The 17,193-nt window shown below is 61.9% G+C and carries 15 protein-coding genes; 9 read left to right on the top strand and 6 right to left on the bottom strand.

Annotated features, from left to right (window positions below):
• Both GOQ25_RS15455 and GOQ25_RS15450 read right to left on the bottom strand, forming a co-directional pair.
• Nucleotides 1-977 (bottom strand): YgcG family protein (locus tag GOQ25_RS15455; protein ID WP_236844608.1); only part of this gene is annotated, 977 nt, incomplete at its 3' end.
• A gap of 84 nt (nt 978-1,061) precedes the next feature.
• On the bottom strand, nt 1,062-1,694 hold the full coding sequence (locus GOQ25_RS15450; RefSeq protein WP_160351374.1) for a LemA family protein: 633 nt from the start codon (nt 1,692-1,694) through the stop codon (nt 1,062-1,064).
• A gap of 369 nt (nt 1,695-2,063) precedes the next feature.
• Between GOQ25_RS15450 and GOQ25_RS15445 the strand changes: the two genes are divergently transcribed.
• The 4 genes from GOQ25_RS15445 (at nt 2,064) to GOQ25_RS15430 (ending at nt 6,716) form a co-directional block, all read left to right on the top strand.
• Nucleotides 2,064-3,665 (top strand): DEAD/DEAH box helicase, encoded by a 1,602-nt coding sequence (locus tag GOQ25_RS15445; protein ID WP_160351372.1) that lies wholly within the window; start codon nt 2,064-2,066, stop codon nt 3,663-3,665.
• A gap of 49 nt (nt 3,666-3,714) precedes the next feature.
• Nucleotides 3,715-4,344, top strand: a complete 630-nt coding sequence (locus GOQ25_RS15440) for a LysE family transporter (protein ID WP_160351371.1) — start codon at nt 3,715-3,717, stop codon at nt 4,342-4,344.
• A gap of 65 nt (nt 4,345-4,409) precedes the next feature.
• Nucleotides 4,410-6,017: a peptide chain release factor 3 gene (locus GOQ25_RS15435; protein ID WP_160351370.1), complete on the top strand. Its 1,608-nt coding sequence runs from the start codon at nt 4,410-4,412 to the stop codon at nt 6,015-6,017.
• 21 nt (nt 6,018-6,038) lie between these two features.
• Nucleotides 6,039-6,716: a hypothetical protein gene (locus GOQ25_RS15430; RefSeq protein WP_202109499.1), complete on the top strand. Its 678-nt coding sequence runs from the start codon at nt 6,039-6,041 to the stop codon at nt 6,714-6,716.
• Between the two features lie 59 nt (nt 6,717-6,775).
• Here GOQ25_RS15430 and bfr read toward each other — a convergent pair whose 3' ends face one another.
• From bfr to GOQ25_RS15415, 3 genes are all read right to left on the bottom strand, one after another.
• Entirely contained in the window at nt 6,776-7,255 is a 480-nt protein-coding gene (gene bfr, locus GOQ25_RS15425) for a bacterioferritin (RefSeq protein ID WP_160351368.1), read from the bottom strand.
• Between the two features lie 387 nt (nt 7,256-7,642).
• On the bottom strand, nt 7,643-7,915 hold the full coding sequence (locus GOQ25_RS15420; RefSeq protein WP_160351367.1) for a bacterioferritin-associated ferredoxin: 273 nt from the start codon (nt 7,913-7,915) through the stop codon (nt 7,643-7,645).
• A 96-nt stretch (nt 7,916-8,011) separates the two neighbouring features.
• Nucleotides 8,012-9,454, bottom strand: coding sequence for an RNA polymerase factor sigma-54 (locus GOQ25_RS15415; RefSeq protein WP_160351366.1), 1,443 nt, complete (start codon nt 9,452-9,454; stop codon nt 8,012-8,014).
• Between GOQ25_RS15415 and GOQ25_RS15410 the strand changes: the two genes are divergently transcribed.
• Together GOQ25_RS15410 and leuA are read left to right on the top strand one after the other, a co-directional pair.
• Entirely contained in the window at nt 9,453-10,142 is a 690-nt protein-coding gene (locus tag GOQ25_RS15410) for a hypothetical protein (RefSeq protein WP_160351365.1), read from the top strand. The genes GOQ25_RS15415 and GOQ25_RS15410 overlap by 2 nt on opposite strands.
• Before the next feature lie 457 nt (nt 10,143-10,599).
• The gene (gene leuA / locus GOQ25_RS15405; protein WP_160351364.1) at nt 10,600-12,309 is read left to right on the top strand and encodes a 2-isopropylmalate synthase; all 1,710 of its coding nucleotides are present in this window, start codon (nt 10,600-10,602) and stop codon (nt 12,307-12,309) included.
• A gap of 187 nt (nt 12,310-12,496) precedes the next feature.
• Here leuA and GOQ25_RS15400 read toward each other — a convergent pair whose 3' ends face one another.
• Nucleotides 12,497-13,780: an amidase gene (locus GOQ25_RS15400; protein ID WP_160351363.1), complete on the bottom strand. Its 1,284-nt coding sequence runs from the start codon at nt 13,778-13,780 to the stop codon at nt 12,497-12,499.
• 256 nt (nt 13,781-14,036) lie between these two features.
• Between GOQ25_RS15400 and GOQ25_RS15395 the strand changes: the two genes are divergently transcribed.
• From GOQ25_RS15395 to GOQ25_RS15385, 3 genes are all read left to right on the top strand, one after another.
• Nucleotides 14,037-15,083: a LacI family DNA-binding transcriptional regulator gene (locus GOQ25_RS15395; RefSeq protein WP_160351362.1), complete on the top strand. Its 1,047-nt coding sequence runs from the start codon at nt 14,037-14,039 to the stop codon at nt 15,081-15,083.
• A gap of 39 nt (nt 15,084-15,122) precedes the next feature.
• Nucleotides 15,123-15,947, top strand: coding sequence for a phosphodiesterase (locus GOQ25_RS15390; RefSeq protein WP_160351361.1), 825 nt, complete (start codon nt 15,123-15,125; stop codon nt 15,945-15,947).
• A gap of 143 nt (nt 15,948-16,090) precedes the next feature.
• On the top strand, nt 16,091-17,185 hold the full coding sequence (locus GOQ25_RS15385; protein WP_160351360.1) for an ABC transporter ATP-binding protein: 1,095 nt from the start codon (nt 16,091-16,093) through the stop codon (nt 17,183-17,185).
• The last annotated feature ends 8 nt before the right edge of the window (nt 17,186-17,193 follow it).

The raw sequence follows: 17,193 nt of genomic DNA, 5'->3' as shown, positions 1-17,193 counted from the left end.
CCCCCGCCGCCGCGCCGCAGCCATTCGCGAAACAGCTTCTTAAAGCCCAGCACGCCCAACAGGCCACTGATGGCAAACCCGGCGACACCACCGATCAACGCGGCGCCCACACTGCCGAAGACGAACCACGACACCAAGGCCGCCCCTACACCTGCGAATATGGTGGACGCCCCCAGAATCAGCACGACCATGCCCAGCAAAAAGGGCAGGGCGAGCTCGCCCATAGGCAGCTCATCGCTTGCCGTCGGCGTGGGCGCGGGCGGGGGTAGCGCTTCGCCATCGACCAGCTTCTCAATCGCGGCCACGCCCGCCTCGACACCGCCTGCCATATCACCCGCTTGAAACCTCGGGACGATTTGCTCGCGGATAATGCGCCCGGCCATGACGTCGGGAATGGCTCCCTCCAGCCCGTAACCCACCTCGATGCGCAACGCGCGATCGTCCGTGGCCACGACAAGCAAAACGCCGTCATCGGTGTCTTTGCGACCCAAGCGCCACGCGTCGAACACCCTGGTGGCATATTGCTCGATCGTATCCTGGCCGGTGCTTGGGACAAGCAGCACCGCGACTTGCGCGCCTTTGCGCTGCTCCAGCGCCGCTAATTGCTGTTCCAGCGCCTGACGACGTGTCGCGTCCAGCGTGCCCGTCATATCGGTGACGCGCGCGCGCAGCTGTGGAACATCGGCGGGGGCATCGGCAAGGTCTTTCACCGCAGGCCGTGGTTGACCGGTCGTCGCTGGCGGCTGCGACGTTTTAGCTTCGTCCGAAGGCTGAGCCTGCATAGGCCCCAGTACGGGGGCAAGACCCGTACCCACGCCAGACCGCAGCGGCAAAAGCTGCGTGTTCGCCGGCGACGTCTGCGCGTCCGGTGTACCGGGTTGAGCCATGCCCAACACGGGTAAAACCGTCAGCAAGCCCGCCAGAAACCAACGCCTCAGGCCTGTCACTGCGTTCGCCGGTATCCAGGCGGATTTCATACCAACTCCGCCCTGGCCCTTACGCCCCCGCCATGCTTTGCCGCACATCGCCATATTTCGCCTCGTTGCCGGAGCCTACCCAGCCTATTGCGCCGGAGCCGGATTACGGGCCGGCGCTTCATTGCTGAAACGAATCTCCGGCGGGCGCGATACCGCGGCCTCGTCGGCGACGGTAAAGTTCGCCTTGGGCGCATAGCCGAGCACCTTGGCCGTGATCACGGCGGGGAATTGACGCACCAGCACGTTATACGCCTGCACCGATTTCACATACCGGCCACGCGCGACCGCGATACGGTTTTCCGTGCCTTCCAGTTGCGTCATCAAATCGCGAAACAGGCCGTCCGACTTGAGCTGGGGATAGTTTTCCGACACGGCGATTAATCGCGACAAGGCCGAGGTCAACTGATTTTGGGCCTCTTGAAAACGCTGCAGCGCTGCCGGGTCATCCAGTTGATCCGCCGTGATCTGCAGGGAGCCGACCTTGCTGCGTGCCTCGGTCACCTGGGTCAGCACCTCGCGCTCATGCGTCATATAGGCGTCAACGGATTTAACCAGTTGCGGCACCAGATCGGCGCGGCGTTGATATTGATTCAACACTTCCGACCACGAGGCATTGACCTCTTCGTCTGCGGCCTGAATGCTGTTGTAGCCGCAGCCCGACATGACCACGGCGACCAGCGCCATGCCAAACACACCTAACCAGCGAGAAATCGTCATCATATTTTTGTCCTGTCTAGTAGCTGACCATCATGCGGTCTGATGAATACAACCCTGTGTCTTTCAACCGCCAGTTGGCATTATGCCGCCCGGAATGCCCGCACTGCGCTGCCTGCGCAAGTGCGGTGTAACGAACGGCGGCTGATGTAACCCTACTTTATCGCGCAACCGCTCGATTTCGGCATCGGGCTGCACATTTCCCCCATGGGCTACAATGCCATCCGTGTGCTTAGCCAATCAGCACACGTACGCTGGTGCTCTGCCGCCACGCTAGGCCACTTCACCAATGGGCCTCCTCTTTTTTCTCCTCATCCGACCGCCTGGATTGGACTCTCTCGTATAGAGCGACAGGCTGCCGCTGGAGTTGTTTTGACTGCCACCATTTCTTTTGCCGACCTCGGGCTGGCCGATCCCTTATTGCGCGCCATTGCCGAGACCGGCTACACCGCGCCGACCCCCATCCAGGCACAAGCCATTCCTCAGGTGTTAAAAGGCGGCGATCTGCTCGCCGCGGCCCAGACGGGCACGGGCAAGACGGCCGGCTTTACACTGCCCATCCTGCATCTGCTGATGCAAAACAAGCCCGCGCTGAAACAGGCCGGACGCCCTCGCTGCCTGATCCTCACGCCCACGCGCGAACTGACCGCCCAGGTCGCCGAGTCGGTGCAGGTGTACGGCAAGCACACGCCGTTGACCTCCATGGTCATGTTCGGTGGCGTGAACATCAACCCGCAGATCAGCGCGCTACGCAAGCCCGTGGACATTCTGGTGGCCACGCCCGGTCGCCTGCTGGATCACTGCGGCCAAAAGACGGTTGATCTATCCGGCGTGGAAATCCTGGTGCTGGACGAAGCCGATCGCATGCTGGACATGGGCTTTATCCGCGATATCCGCAAGGTGCTCGCGCTGCTGCCCAAACAGCGTCAGAACCTGTTGTTCTCGGCCACGTTCTCGGATGAAATCCGCAGCCTCGCGCGCGGCGTGCTGAATAACCCGGGCGAAGTCTCGGTCACCCCGCGCAACACCGCCACCGAACTCGTCACGCAAACGGCCCACATGGTCGAACAGCATCACAAGCGTGACCTGATCAGCCACATCATTCGCGAAAGCGGCTGGCATCAAGTGCTGGTCTTTACCCGCACCAAACATGGCGCGAACCGCTTGGCCGAAAAGCTCGTCAAAGACGGCCTGAGCGCCGCCGCGATTCACGGCAATAAGAGCCAAGCGGCCCGTACGCGCGCGCTGGCGGGATTCAAAGACGGCAAAGTCACCGTGCTGGTGGCCACCGATATCGCCGCGCGCGGCCTGGATATCGATCAGCTGCCGCAAGTGGTGAATTTCGAATTGCCGAACGTGCCGGAAGACTACGTGCACCGCATCGGCCGTACCGGCCGCGCGGGCGCCACGGGTGCCGCCGTCTCGTTGGTGGACAACAGCGAAATCAAGCTCCTCAAGGCGATCGAACGCCTGATCGGCAAAGCCATTCCGCGTCTGCCGGTCGAAGGGTGGACGCCGGATGCGAATACCAACGCAGCCAGCTTCGCCCGCCAGGAACGCGAAGAAGATTCGCGCCAGCCGCGTCGCCAGGGCGCACCGCGTAACGGTGCGAATCGAGGCGGAGCGGGCCGTAGCGGCGGTAATGGCGAATCGCGCAATACGCGCGGCAATGGCGGCAATGGTGGCAACGGCGAATTCCGCGCGGGTCGCGGCACGGGAGCCAATGCGGCAGGCCGTGGCGCGAGCAACGACGGTGAGCACCGCGCCGCCCCCCGCGCGGGTCAGGCCCCGCGCACCGGCTCGGGCCGTGCGCCTGCCGCGGGTCATGGCGCCAACCGCGCTCCGGCGCCGCGCGGCGACCGTCCTGCCGGCAACGGTGGCCATGGAGCACGCAGCTCGGACGCTCGCGCACCCAGCCGCCCCGCTGGTAACCGTCCTGCCAGCGCGCCACGCGCCGCGCTGCTGGGCAAGTAATATCCGAGCCTAGTTCCCCTAGCAAGTCCTTCTCCACCATTTCCGCATCATGACGCTCTCGACCTGGCTAACCTTTTTTGTCGCTGCATGGGCAATCTCGTTTTCGCCAGGCGCGGGGGCCATCTCGGCGATGTCGGCGGGGTTGAAGTACGGCTTTGCGCGGGGCTACTGGAACACCGTGGGCCTGATTATCGGCATCATGGCGCAATTCCTGATTGTCGCCGTGGGCCTGGGCGCGGTGCTGGCGACCTCTGAAATCGCCTTTGCCATCGTCAAGTATCTGGGCGTGGCGTATCTGGTCTACCTGGGCGTGCGCCAAATTCGCACGGACGCCGCGCCCGTAGCCGTGGATGCCGGCAATCCCGCGCATTTCTCGGTGCGCGAGCTGATCATGCGCGGCATTCTGGTCAACCTGATGAATCCCAAGGGCACGGTCTTCCTGCTCGCCGTCGTCCCCCAGTTCGTGAATCCCGCCGCGTCGCTGGCCCCGCAGTATCTGGCCATCGCCGGCACGCTGGTGTTCACCGATATGGTCGCCATGGGCGTCTATACGCTGCTGGCCGCCAAAGTGCTGCGTCTGCTGCGCAACGCGCGCCATATCCGCTGGATGAACCGGCTGTTTGGGTCCCTATTCATCCTCGCCGGTGTCTTCCTGGCAACTTTTCGGCGTCATACGTAACGAAGCCTGTGTAACCGCGCGCGTTACGCGCGTATCCTTCGCACGCCAGTAAAATCGCATCGACCATGAATATTCCACAAGAAGTTGCACGGCGACGTACCTTCGCCATCATCTCGCACCCGGACGCGGGTAAAACCACGTTGACCGAAAAGCTGCTGCTTTTCGCAGGCGCAATTCAGATCGCCGGTAGCGTCAAGGCGCGTAAAGCCTCGCGTCATGCTTCCTCCGACTGGATGGAAATCGAAAAGCAACGCGGGATCTCCGTCGCGTCCTCCGTGATGCAGATGGAATATCGCGATTGCGTGATCAACCTGCTCGACACCCCGGGCCACCAAGACTTCTCCGAAGACACTTATCGCGTGTTGACGGCGGTGGACGCCGCACTGATGGTGATCGATGCCGCCAACGGCGTGGAGCCGCAGACCATCCGTTTGCTGCAGGTCTGCCGCGCGCGCAACACGCCCATCATCACGTTTATCAACAAGCTCGACCGCGAAGTCCGCGAACCGCTGGAGCTGCTCTCCGAAATTGAAGGCCATCTGGGCATGGACGCCGTGCCGTTCTCCTGGCCGGTCGGCATGGGCAAGTCGTTTGGCGGCGTGTTCGACATCCGCCGCGACCGCATGCGCGTGTTCCGCCCGGGCCAGGAACGGCGTACCGATGAAGACGACATCATCAACGGCCTGTCGAATCCGGAAATCGCCGAGCGCTTTGGCTCGGCCTTCGATCAGGCCCTGGGCGAGATCGAACTGATTAACGAAGCCGCGCCCGCCTTCGATAGCGAGGCCTTTCTCGCGGGCAAGCAAACCCCGGTGTTCTTCGGATCGGCGATCAACAACTTCGGCGTGCAGGAAGTTCTGGACGCGCTGGTGGAACTCGCCCCCGCGCCCGGCCCGCGTCAGGCGCTCGAACGCCTGGTCGAGCCGCAGGAGCCCAAGTTCACCGGCGTGGTGTTCAAGGTGCAGGCCAATATGGACCCCGCCCACCGCGACCGCGTGGCGTTCGTGCGCGTGAGCTCCGGCCGCTTCGAACGTGGCATGCGCCTGAAAGTCGCCCGAACCAACAAGGAAATCCGCCCGAACAACGTGGTGTCTTTTCTGTCCCAGCGCCGCGAGCTACTGGACGAGGCCTATGCCGGCGACGTGATCGGGATTCCCAACCACGGCGTGCTGCAACTGGGCGATGTGCTGACCGAAGGCGAAAACCTGCGGTTCACCGGCTTGCCGTTCTTCGCGCCCGAACTCTTTCAGGCGGTGGAAGTCAAAGATCCTTTACGCACCAAGCAGTTACGCGTGGGTCTGACGCAGCTGGGCGAGGAGGGCGCGATTCAGGTGTTCCGTCCCGAAGCCTCCGGCGGCACGCTGCTGCTGGGTGCGGTGGGTCAGCTGCAGTTCGAGGTGGTCGCGCACCGTCTGAAAACCGAATACGGGGTCGAGGCCCGGATGATGCCCTCGCGCTACACCATGGCGCGCTGGTTCACGTCCGATAACCCGAAGGCCCTGCGCAAGTTCATGGATGCCAACGCAGCACACATCGCCTATGATGTGGTGGATGCGGCGGCCTTTTTGATCAGCTCACCTGCGCAGTTACGGGTGGCCGAAGACCTGTATCCGGACGTGAAATTCCACGCGATGCGTGAACACGGCGGGCAGGTGTTCAGCAGTCACAGTTAAAGGCGCAGCGCGGCCGCAAACATGAGGGTAGCAATGTCTTGGCGAGTATTAATCGCGACGCTTCTGCTGGCGCTAGGCGTGGCGGCATGGGGTGGAATCCAACTGGGCGATTGGCTGGTTGCGCACGCTCCAAAAGCCTCCGCGGTGCCGGGGCAGCAGGCGCTGGCATCCCAGGAACCCATTCTGGATGCCAATGGCCGCCCTTATGTCGCACAGCCGCCCCAGCCGCGCCTGGATGGCACGCTAGGAGTGCCGGACCGTCCGTCGGGCACCAGCTGGGCCGTGCCCACGGTCTCGCTGTTTGACACGACCACGGACCCTTCGGTGCAGCTCTCGCGCGACAACATCACCATGGAACAGGCCAAGGGGCTGGCGGCGTCTTCCAACGTGCCGCTGCCTTCCGGGCCGTCGGATGTCACGACGTTGGATGTCGGTTCGCTCCCCCCCACGACCACGGCGCCTCCGGGCAATCAGGATGCCTACGGGAGCACGGCGATGAATAGCGCGCCACAGGCCAATACGCAGGCTCGCCAGAACGCTGGCAATGGTGATTGGCAAAACGCCTTGCGCCGTGAACTCGCGCAATGTGCCAACGAAGGCTTCTTCCAGCGCCCCACCTGCTCGTGGAACGCCCGCAACAAGTACTGCGGACCCAACCGGGCCTGGGGCACCATCAAGGAATGTCCATCGCGTCCTTGACGCAGTGATGGCCCCCAAAAGCAAAAACGCCACGGACATCAGACCGTGGCGTTTTGTTTTTATGGATTGTCTACATCCATCTGGCTTTGCAGATAGTTCTGCAATCCCACCTTGCCAATCAACTCGATCTGCGTTTCCAGATAGTCGATATGCTCTTCCGTATCGTCCAAGATGTCCTGGAACAGATCGCGGGAGACATAATCGCGCACCGATTCACAGTAGGCGATGGCGTCCTTGACCGTCGCCTGTGCGCCTTGTTCGACCTTCAGATCACAGGCCAGCAATTCGGGTACGTCTTCGCCGATCATCAGCTTGTGCAAGTCTTGCAGGTTAGGCAGCCCGTCCAGCATCAAAATACGCTCGATCAGGCGGTCGGCATGCTTCATCTCGCCGATGGACTCTTCATACTCGTGCTTGGCCAGCTTCTTCAGTCCCCAGTGTCCCAGGATACGGGCGTGCAGGAAGTATTGATTAATGGCCGTCAGTTCATTGGTCAGTTGCTTATTCAGAAACTGGATGACGGTTTTGTCGCCTTTCATGGTGTACTCCTTACGAACTCGGGATGCGTCAGCCGCACTCCCGCGTGCGCCTGATCGCGCATGCAACGTCCGCAGGCTAACATTGCCCGGCGGCCAGGGCTAGAGCCAGCCGTCATTTCGTAAATGCCACTGCAAGCACGAGCGGAAAACGACAATCGAATGAGAATGAGTCTGCGTTTTGGATGAGCCGCAGGTCAGAGGACGCCTGACGTGGCGTTGCGGCGAACGCAAAGACTAAAGGCGAGAAGAAAAGACTTAGCCTGGCGCCGAAAATCGAGTCGGGCAGCCAGCAAATAGCGGGAAAAATCGCACACGGCGGGCTGTTGGGTAAGCACAACGCACCTGCGCGGATTTTCGGCTAGCGTGAACAGCGCGTCAATTGCGGATTCAGGCGGCAGCGACGAGGGCGATCGGGAAGCTATTGGCTGCCTGCCCGGCTTCTAGTCCGGGCGCGGCATCGAGCTCCACCGCGACGCTCTGGCTATGACAAACCTTCGAACAACGCCCGCCGGGCAGATATTCCTGCGCCATCTCGGCACAGCATCCGCAGCACGTGGCCACGCCTAGTTCGAACTGTAAATCATCGAGCGTCGTCGCACCTGCGTCCACGGCGGCGTGGATCTGGCGTTCGTTGACGGCATTACATATGCAAATGTACATGAGAACAATTATCGTCACTTATTCGCGCGCGTGCAAGCCCCTCCGACGTCTCAAATTACCGACGGTAAGTGCATGAAAACAGGGACAAAAGGGTGATCAAGCCTGTGCCGCGTGCGCCTTGCGTAGACTGGCTGGCGGTATCCGCATGGCCTCGCGATACTTCGCCACCGTACGGCGCGCGATGACGATGCCTTGGTCGGCCAGCCGTTGCGTCAGCTGGTTATCCGAGAGCGGCTTACGGCGATCCTCGTCGGCTACGAGCCGACGAATCACCGCCTGCACGGCGGTGGCCGACGCCACATCGCCTCCGTCCGTGGCCACGCCCGTGCCGAAAAAGTGCTTCAGCTCCAGCGTGCCAAAAGGCGTGAGCATGAATTTCTGTGTGGTCGCGCGGGAAATCGTTGATTCGTGCAATCCCAGCTCGTTGGCGATGTCGCGCAGAATCAGTGGGCGCATGGCCGCCGGGCCCTCGCTGAAAAACGCGGTCTGATGCGCGACGATGGCCTGTGCGACACGCAGGATCGTGTCAAAACGCTGCTCCACGTTGCGTATCATCCAGCGCGCCTGCTGCAGTTGCGCGTGCAAACCTGCGTGCTGGGATTCGCGTTGGTTGCCCAGCAGCTCTGCATACAAGGCGTTGACCTTCAATCGTGGCACCGCAGCGGGATTGAGCACGACTTGCCAGCCCTGGCGGTTCTTGCGCACGATGACGTCCGGCACGGCATAGTCGGCGGCAGGCACGGTCCAGGGACGCCCGGGACGCGGGTCGAGTTTGCGGATCAAGGCATGCGCGCGGCGCACCGTGGTGTCGTCGCACGCGACGGCGTCGCGCACGCGGGTCATATTGCCGCTGGCCAACAAGTTCAGATGGTGCGTGCAGAGCTCGCGCGCACAGGCGAGGACGGCCGGATCCTCGGATTCGCGCAGGCGCTCGGGATCGGGGTTGCGTAATTGCAACAACAAACACTCTGACATATCGCGCGCGCCTATGCCCGGCGGATCGAAAGATTGCAGCAGGCTCAACGCAGCGCGCAGCTCATCAATATCGATCTCGGCCTCGGCAGGAAGCCAGCCCAGGATTTCATCCAGAGGCGAAGCGAGGTAGCCGTTTTCATCCAGCTCGTCGATCAGCAATGTGACCAGTGCTGCGTCCCGACTTCCCAGACGGGTCAAACCTAATTGCGAAAGTAAGTGTTCACGTAATGTCTCGCTGCGCGCGCGATCTTCCCGCTCCGGCAAGTCATCGGGATACACGCCGCCCGCACCCGGCATCTCTTCCTGCCGCACTTCTCCATCGCGTGCGGACAGGTCATCCATGCTGGCTTCGGGCGAGGGAGGGGCCTCCGGCTCCGCCTCGACACGCTCATCGCTGCGCTCCAACATGGGGTTTTCGGCCAACGCCTGCGAGATTTCAGTTTGCAGATCCAGCGTGGAAAGCTGCAACAATCGGATGGACTGCTGCAGTTGGGGTGTCAACGTCAAATGTTGACCGGTACGAAGTTCTAAGGCTGGCCTGGTCATAGGTACAATATTTTGCATGATGAACGCCGCCTCGCCAGACCGCATCCGCCACGACCGCCGCCTGATCGGCCAAACGCTGCTCAAACTAGGGCTGCCGCGACTGCTTGTGCGGGCCGTGGTGCTGATCGTGGCCGCCATCATATGGCTAATGGTGGCTTCGTGGCTGCTGAATTTTGGTCGGGGCCTCAGTTTTGAAGGTCTGCAGGCGTTCGGTCAGCAAGCCATCGATCTGTTGACGCGCATCAATCCGTATGTGTGGTGGGGCGTTGTGGCGATCTGGACCTTGATCGTTTTCTTCGCAGTCCGCGCCTGGATTCAGTCTGATATTGCCGCATCGCGCGCGCGCCCGCTGTCCGCGACGGAGCTCTCGTCTCTGTCTTCCCAGCTGTCCGAGGAAGTGCGCGATGTGCTGCGCTGGGTGTGGGGCAATCGCGAGGAACCGTTTACGTTGGGCGACCTGCGTCAGGCCGGGATCGAGCTGCGACACCGGCGGATCGACAAGATCGAGCTGGTGCGTGAACAAACGGCCATTCTGGATGGCACCGGTGAGGTAGTGACGCCGGTGCTGACCACCCGCGCGCAGGCAGCGCCAGTCGCCACGCCCATCGTGGCAACGCCCGCATCGACCACGGTATCCAGCGCGCGCGTCTCCGCGAGCACGCCTGTCCGCCCCGCTGGTGCACAGCGCATCGAGCCTAATCTGTAGCGCCACCGAAGGGTGTGGCACCGGCGACTGGCCGGGCGTCGACCCTTTGCGTGGATAGCCTTCAGTCCTATTTTTTGTGTTTCCCACTGCATTCCGGCGTCCGTCGATTGCACTTTCACGGGAAATATGTTTGACTATCGGCTTATGGCCAATATCCGAATCCCCCTCGCGATTGCTTCCGGACGCTACGACGCTCCGGGCGCTGGCCTGTGCGCTCGCACCTCCACCATTGCGCTATCGCTACACCTACCGATCGGTTGCCGGGCCTCGCGCCTGTGGTAGCTCGGCAGCCTCGTACGCCACACGTTTTCTCTGTTCATTGATTGTTTCCAGTAAACCCATACGCGGTTTATTGAGGGATCAGACTTAAACCCTGACCCGCCGAACAGAGCATTCCGGTTATCCCCTCCGGTAAATGTTTATCCCGGCAACCCCGGGGCCTAATGATCAAGGTGTCATGATGCTTGCTAATCCCGCTACCAAATACGTCCCCTTTGCGCCGTTTACGCGCGACTTCTCTGAACGCACCTGGCCCAGCCGCCGTATCACCCAGCCGCCCATCTGGATGAGCACCGATTTGCGCGACGGCAACCAGGCGTTGATCGAGCCGATGAGCGTCGAGCGCAAGATCCGATTTTTCGAGCAGCTGGTGAAAATCGGCTTCAAGGAAATCGAGGTCGGTTTCCCGTCTGCCTCGCAAACGGATTTCGATTTCGTACGTAAACTGGTCGAGGAAAAGCGCATCCCCGATGATGTGACCATCATCGTGCTGACACAGGCCCGCGAAGACCTGATCAGCCGCACGGTGGAATCGGCCGCAGGTGCCAAGCAAGCCATGGTGCACTTGTATAACGCCTGCGCCCCGGCGTTTCGCAAGATCGTCTTCAACATGAGCAAAGAAGAGATCAAGCAGATCGCCATCACCGGCACGCAGCTGGTGAAAAAATACATGGCGCAGCATCCCGAGACGCAATGGCGTTACGAGTACTCGCCGGAAGTATTCAGCACCACCGAGCCGGAATTCGCGCTGGAGGTGTCCAACGCCGTGGCCGAGACCTGGGGCGCCACGCCGGAGAACAAGCTGGTGTTGAACTTGCCCGCCACGATCGAGGCCACCACGCCCAATCTGTACGCGGACCAAGTGGAGTGGATGCACAAGAATCTGGCTCGTCGCGACAGCATCATCGTGAGCGTGCACCCGCACAACGATCGCGGCACCGCGGTGGCTGCCGCTGAATTCGCCGTGATGGCCGGCGCCGACCGCATCGAAGGTTGCCTGTTCGGCAGCGGCGAGCGCACCGGTAACGTCGACCTGGTCACGCTGGCCTTGAACCTCTATACCCAAGGCGTGCACCCGGGCCTGGACTTCTCGGACATCGACGAAGTGCGCCGCTGCGCCGAGTACTGCAACCAGTTGCCGGTGCATCCGCGTCATCCCTATGCGGGCGATCTGGTTTTCACGGCTTTCTCGGGCTCGCATCAGGATGCGATCAAGAAGGGCTTTGCGCAGCAGAAACCCGACGCCGTCTGGGAAGTGCCTTATCTGCCGATCGACCCGGCGGATCTGGGCCGCAGCTACGACGCCGTGATCCGTGTGAACAGCCAGTCCGGCAAGGGCGGTGTGTCCTACCTGCTCGAGCAAGAGCATGGACTCGTGTTGCCGCGCCGCCTGCAAATCGAATTCAGCCGCGCGATTCAGCGCGTCACGGACGAAACGGGCCGCGAGGTCACGGCCGACGATGTGCATACGATCTTCAGCCGCGAATACCTCGAACAGCATGCACCGTGGAAACTGGTGCGTCACAGCATCGAGGGTGACCCGGCCGCGGGCGAAGGCAAGCAGTTCAATATCCGAGTGGAGCTGGACTACAACGGCGAGCGTCGTGTGGTCACGGGCTCGGGTGACGGTGCGATCTCGGCCTTCGTGAATGCGCTGGATGTGCCTGTGCGCATCATGGACTACCACGAGCACGCCATCGGCACCGGCACCGATACGCGCGCGGCCAGCTATGTGGAATTGCGCGTGGGCGACTCTCCCACGGGCTTTGGCGTAGGCATCGACCGCGACATCGTGACGGCTTCGTTCCGTGCGGTGTTGAGCGCGGTGAACCGCCAACTGAACAATCGCGAGGAAGCGTCCGTGGACGCAGCGGTTACCGCCGCTTAACCACCTTGGCAATGGAGCAGGACCGCGCCGTTATCGTGGCGCGGCTGATCCGAAACAAATGAGGCATGGCCGCTCACGAGGCGGCCACTCGATAACGCCCTAAGTGTTGGAGTGATCCTCCTGCGCTTAGGGCGTTTTGCATGAGCCGTGTCTGCCAGCACAACGGGTAGCAATGCCCGCGTTTGAATTACTGTCCAGGACGCAGCACGCTTAGCATCCAGCGCGCGATCGCGAGGGTGCGACGATCATCATCGCGACGGCCGATGGCTTGCAATCCAAGGGGCAGACCCTGAGGGCCCGTATGGAACGGTAAATGCACACATGGCGTGCCAAGCGCGCTCCACATCCGGCAGAAGATGGGGTCGCCGGTACCGCTTTCGAATAAGGGCGCTTCGCCGGTCGCGCTGGGGACGAGCAGCACATCGTATTGTTCGAACCAACGTTCTACTTGCGCGCGCCCGTCTTGCACGCGCTGCAGGTTCGCCTGATGTTCGGCGGCGCTGATACGGGTGCCAGCATCCAGCACGGCGAGCAGTGCATCGCCCAATCGATCACGATAACGGAGGTGTTCGAAAGCGAGCGACTGCGCCATTTCCACGGCCATGATGTCGGCCTGCGCTTGAGCCAGGGCAGCCAGTGCAGGAGGCAGATCGATTTCTTCGATCTCTGCGCCGGCGCGCGACAAGGCGCTGGCCGCAAGCGCGCTGGCTTGTTGGACGCTCGGCTCAGTGCTCGGCCACTGCGAAGGCCGATACAAGCCAATGCGGGGCCGGCCATCGTAGGCCAGGTCGCGCAATGAAGCGTCGCCCATCATCACCGAAGCGAACAATGCGACATCGTCTACCGTGCGCGCAAATCCGCCTATGGTGTCGAGGGAGTCGGCAATGGTTTTCAAGCCCGCGCGCTGGATGCGGCCCAACGAAGGCTTATAGCCTACGACGCCACAGTACGCTGCGGGCCGGATGATAGAGCCAGCGGTCTGCGTACCGAGTGCGAATGGCACCATATAGTCGGCCACGGCAGCGGCAGACCCGCTGGATGAACCGCCAGGGGTATGCGCCGGGTTATGTGGATTGCGCGTGGGCCCGGGCTGATACGAAGCGAATTCGGTGGTCACGGTCTTGCCGGCCACAATGGCGCCCGCTTGCCGGCAAAGCGCAACGGCCGCGGCATCGGCGGGCGGACGGTGACCGGCGTAGATTGCGGACCCGCAGCTCGTCGGCAGATCATGCGTGGCGAAAACGTCTTTTACGCCAAACGGCAGACCGTGCAACACGCCGCGTATCGGCGAGCGATCCAGTTCGCGCGCATGCTGCAAGGCGGCCTCGGCATCGCGCGCCGTCCAGGCCTGCACGATCGGTTCGCGCGCCTCGATACGCGCGAGGCAGTCACGTAGCAACTGTTCCGCGCTCAACTCTCGGCGCGCGAGACGTTCAACGGCCTGGGTGGCGCTTAAACGGTTTGCTTCCATCACGGGTCTATATCCTTTGCTCTGTTATGACCACGGCACCAATGCGGCGGCGTGGTTTTCCCCTACGCTGAATCGACTCCCTGCGCGACGGCGGCCCGCACGTTGCGTGGCGCGGTGCAGGCGTGCCCTCGGCAGGTTGCCGCATTGCAGCACCTGTTTTGATTGGCAAGACGATATAAGCACGATACCGTATGCGCTGCAATCTGGCTGTCATGCTCGTCCCTTAAAGTGAAATCGTTTTCAACCTTGAGCTGCCATGACCGCAAAAACGCCGCAGCGCCTGTCTATTCTGGAGATCGCCCGCGAAGCCGGAGTATCGCCCGCCACCGTGTCCAGGGCGTTCAATCAACCTGGCCTGCTGCGACCGGCGACCCGCGCGCGTATCGATGAAGTGACGCAACGGTTGGGATTTCGTCCGAACCGCGTCGGACGCAGCCTGCGTGCGGGGCGTACGCGTACGATCGGGCTGCTGTTGCCCACGCTGGCCAATCCGGTTTTCGCGGAATGTTTTGAAGGCGCCGAACAGGCCGCGCGCAGGGCCGGATATAGCGTGATGATGGGGCTCACCGGCTATGACCCCTCGGTCGAATCGGCCTATGCGCAAGCGCTGATCGATCACCAAATCGACGGATTGGTCTTGACGGTGGGGGACGCGGCGAGCAATGCCACGCTGCATGCGCTGGAGCTGGCGGGCCTGCCGCATATTCTGGCCTATAACGAATCGGCATCGCACCCGTACGTGTCGGTGGATAACAAGGCCGCTGCCTTCGATATGGTGGCGCGCTTGAGCGCCTGGGGACATCGGCGATTGACGTTCGTCAGCGGCCCGCTAACCTCGTCCGACAGGGCGCGGCGACGGTTGCAAGGCGCGCGGGCAGGGGCAAAGACATTGGGGCTGCCGCGCATTGCGCACTGCGTCATGCCCGCGCATACCGAGTCCAGTCCGGCGATATTGCGCGACCTGCTGGCGCGCGCGGATGCGCCCAGCGCCTTGTTTTGCTCTAACGATTTGTTGGCCATGTCAGTGATATCGCAACTGGCCGAGTTGGGTGTACACGTGCCCGGCGATCTGGCGGTCTGCGGTTTTGACGGGGCGGGCGTGGGCGCATTGCTGGTTCCTCCGTTGACCACTGCGGCGCAACCCAGCCGCGACATCGGCGCGACGGCGTGCGCATTGCTGTTGGATCGATTAGCCGGCAAGCCAGCGGCCTCGGTGCGCTTGCCGCATCGCATTGTGGATGGCGGCACGGCTGGCGTATGGCAGCCGCAGCCTGCACGACGCAGGCGTGCCTATGCCGCATGAAGGCGTTTTACCCACTACGAACCCATGAGAACCTGACACATGCTCATCGCACAGATCTCGGATTTACACATCCGCATGCCGGGTCAGAAAGCCTATCGCAGGGTGGAGACTGACAGTTATCTGCCGCCCGCGGTGCATGCATTGAATCGATTGAACCCCGCGCCGGATGTCGTCATCATCAGCGGGGATTTGACGGACTTCGGCAAGCGCGAAGAGTACGCACATCTGAAGAACATGCTCAATGCATTGCGCGCGCCTTATTTTCTGATGCCGGGCAATCATGATGCGCGCGAGACCTTGATGGAAACGTTCACGGGACATGACTATCTGCGCGGAATCGATGGATTCGTGCAGTATGCGGTGGAAGACTATCCCGTGCGTTTATTGATGCTCGATACAGTCGTGCCCATGCACGGGCATGGCACGCTGTGTGCACGGCGATTGGACTGGTTGCGCGCGCGGCTCGCGGAACAACCAGAGCGGCCAACGGTCATCGCTATGCACCATCCGCCGTTCCTAACGGGCATCGAGTACATGGATAACATCGGTTTGCTCGAAGGCGCCGAGGCCTTAAAAGCGATCGTTTCCGCGCATTCCAATGTGGAACGCATCCTCTGCGGGCATTTGCACCGCAGCATTTTTCGGCGTTTTGGCGGCACGATCGCCTCGACTTGCCCGAGTCCGGCGCATCAAATCGCGCTGAATCTGCAGCCCGATGCGCCGGGTCAGTTCGTCATGGAACCGCCCGCGTTTCATCTGCACGATTGGCGCGATGGCGCGCTGATCACGCATCACGCCTATATCGACGACTATCCGGGGCCATATCCCTTTCATGACGAAAACGGAGGACTGATCGATGAATAGCGCCGCTCACGACATGGCTGCACTGACATGCTCTCGTCATGTTTGCACTGCAGAATGAAAAGGATTTCATTTAGACCCAGAATACAGGGGCTGGCGACAGCGCCTATGACGTACCGAGCCGTTCACTTCTCTTCACGATCAATATGTCCAACATCGTTCTGGAAAATTTGACGAAGCAGTACGGCGATGCCGCCGCGATCGAGGGCGTGAGCTTTAGCGCCCCGGCGGGAAGCTTCACCGTGCTGCTCGGGCCCTCGGGCTGCGGGAAATCCACCACGCTGCGCATGATCGCGGGGTTGGATACGCCCACGTCCGGGCGGATATTGATCGGCGATCGCGATGTCACGCATCTGCCACCCTCGCAGCGGCGCATCTCGATGGTGTTTCAGTCGTATGCGCTCTTTCCCCATCTGACAGTGGCCGAGAACATTCTGTTCGGACTCAAAGTGCGCAAGGAGCCCGCCGCCGACTTCCCGCGCCGATTGGATCGCGTGGCGAAACTGCTGGGATTGACGGCGCTATTGGATCGCAAGCCTTCGCAATTATCGGGCGGACAACAGCAACGCGTGGCGCTGGGGCGCGCGGTGATATCGGAAGCGCCCGTGTGCTTGATGGACGAGCCTTTGTCGAATCTGGATGCGCAGTTGCGTCATGAAATGCGACGCGAGATACGCGCGCTGCAACAGTCGTTGGGCATCACCATGGTGTACGTGACGCATGACCAGACCGAAGCGATGAGCATGGCGGATCAGGTGGTGTTGTTACGACAAGGGCGCATTGAACAGCGCGATACGCCCGATGGCTTGTATGCGCGGCCCGCGACGGAATTCGCGGCACGTTTTATCGGCACGCCGCCGATGAATCTGATCGATCTGGCCGGCGAAAACGGCGGCCTGGGCATCGCGGGCCTGCACGGGATCACCATCGCGAGCGCACCCGAGCAGGCCAAGCGTCTGGGAGTGCGGCCCGAGCATATCCGCGTTAGCGATCAAGGCTATCCGGCCGTGGTGGAAAGCGTGGAGTATTTCGGCGCGGATTCCATCGTCGTATGCCGCATCGGCAGCTGCAGCGGCATTGCGGTGCGCGCGCCCGGGCATTTGCGCGCCGACGCGGGCGATATGTTGACCGTCGCGTGGCGTCCTGAAGACCAACATTTTTTTGCCGCCGATGCGGCGGCTATTTCTGTGCCGGGGCGCTCTGGCGCCGAGTCTCTGTCACCCGAGTCACTGCTATCTTAGGAAAACGA

It is taken from the genome of Bordetella sp. 15P40C-2 (assembly GCF_009763235.1).
Taxonomy (GTDB): Bacteria; Pseudomonadota; Gammaproteobacteria; order Burkholderiales; family Burkholderiaceae_B; genus Bordetella_A.
The sequence above is the reverse complement of the archived record's forward strand: the minus strand, read 5'-3'. Positions and strand labels throughout refer to the sequence as shown.

Coding starts and splice junctions, on each gene's coding strand:
- GOQ25_RS15450 (WP_160351374.1), bottom strand. CDS start 1,694: ATGACGATTTCTCGCTGGTTAGGTGTGTTTGGCATGGCGCTGGTCGCC.
- GOQ25_RS15440 (WP_160351371.1), top strand. CDS start 3,715: ATGACGCTCTCGACCTGGCTAACCTTTTTTGTCGCTGCATGGGCAATC.
- GOQ25_RS15435 (WP_160351370.1), top strand. CDS start 4,410: ATGAATATTCCACAAGAAGTTGCACGGCGACGTACCTTCGCCATCATC.
- GOQ25_RS15430 (WP_202109499.1), top strand. CDS start 6,039: ATGAGGGTAGCAATGTCTTGGCGAGTATTAATCGCGACGCTTCTGCTG.
- bfr (WP_160351368.1), bottom strand. CDS start 7,255: ATGAAAGGCGACAAAACCGTCATCCAGTTTCTGAATAAGCAACTGACC.
- GOQ25_RS15420 (WP_160351367.1), bottom strand. CDS start 7,915: ATGTACATTTGCATATGTAATGCCGTCAACGAACGCCAGATCCACGCC.
- GOQ25_RS15410 (WP_160351365.1), top strand. CDS start 9,453: ATGATGAACGCCGCCTCGCCAGACCGCATCCGCCACGACCGCCGCCTG.
- GOQ25_RS15415 (WP_160351366.1), bottom strand. CDS start 9,454: ATGCAAAATATTGTACCTATGACCAGGCCAGCCTTAGAACTTCGTACC.
- leuA (WP_160351364.1), top strand. CDS start 10,600: ATGATGCTTGCTAATCCCGCTACCAAATACGTCCCCTTTGCGCCGTTT.
- GOQ25_RS15400 (WP_160351363.1), bottom strand. CDS start 13,780: ATGGAAGCAAACCGTTTAAGCGCCACCCAGGCCGTTGAACGTCTCGCG.
- GOQ25_RS15395 (WP_160351362.1), top strand. CDS start 14,037: ATGACCGCAAAAACGCCGCAGCGCCTGTCTATTCTGGAGATCGCCCGC.
- GOQ25_RS15390 (WP_160351361.1), top strand. CDS start 15,123: ATGCTCATCGCACAGATCTCGGATTTACACATCCGCATGCCGGGTCAG.
- GOQ25_RS15385 (WP_160351360.1), top strand. CDS start 16,091: ATGTCCAACATCGTTCTGGAAAATTTGACGAAGCAGTACGGCGATGCC.